The organism is Laedolimicola ammoniilytica (assembly GCF_025567165.1).
GTDB lineage: Bacteria > Bacillota > Clostridia > Lachnospirales > Lachnospiraceae > Laedolimicola > Laedolimicola ammoniilytica.
In genome coordinates this window covers 1-840 of the sequence record NZ_JAOQKC010000059.1, presented here as the reverse complement: position 1 = coordinate 840, position 840 = coordinate 1, and the positions used below count along the sequence as shown (strand labels likewise).

General features: G+C 54.2%; 1 protein-coding gene. It reads right to left on the bottom strand.

The genetic code is table 11. The annotated features are described in order from the left end of the window. Window positions 1-147: 147 nt before the first annotated feature. Window positions 148-840 (bottom strand): ATP-binding protein (locus OCV63_RS17345; RefSeq protein WP_158365449.1); only part of this gene is annotated, 693 nt, incomplete at its 5' end.

The following is an 840-nucleotide window of genomic DNA, read 5'->3' as shown; positions in this document are numbered from 1 at the left end:
GCGGTTTCCTTTGCGCCCTGCTTGAAAAAGCCGGACACGACAAGAACAGAGTTCCCTATACGGATTTCCGTCACGCAATCGGCGGGTGCGGTGCTTTTCATGCTGTGTCTGATATGCTCTTTTTTATCGGTCATAGGCGAACTCCTTTCAATCGTTCATCAGTTGCTTTAAGCGGTTCAGCTTGTTTTGTGCGCTCTCCCTGCGGAAGTTCTCGCCGGAGAAGCAGACAGGGGCGCACATTTCAAGCAGTCGGTCATAAATCCGGGCGTGGGGCGTGTCCTGCGGGTTCTGCAACTCGGTAAGCGTGAGGTTGGTCGTGACGATCAGCGGCTTGCCGCTTCGGTATCGGCTGTCAATCACATTGTAGACCTGCTCTAAGCCATACTCTGTGCCACGCTCCATTCCAAAATCATCAAGGATAAGCAGCGGATAGCGGCAGAGGTTGGAAATATATTCGTTCTTGCCCTCAAAAGTGGCTGCAAGGTCATTAAGAATAAGGGCAAAGTTCGTCATGCGGACGGAGATTTCTTTCTCCATGAGGGCGTTTGCGATACATCCGGCAAGGTAGCTTTTGCCTGTGCCGACGCTGCCCCAAAGCAGATAGCCGATGTTCCCGGCTTTCATGTCCTCCCAATGTTCCACATAGAAATGGGCGGTTTTCATCTGCGGGTTTCTGCCGTTGTCATTGGCAAAAGTCCATTCCCGCATAGCCGGGTCGGTAAAGCCCCGGCGTTTCAGTTCTTCCACCTTGTCCCGGTGCTTTCGCTGCTGTTCGGCGGCTTCACGCTCCATGCGCTGCGCCCGCTGGCAGTCACATTCAGCCGGATGTCGGTCACGCCC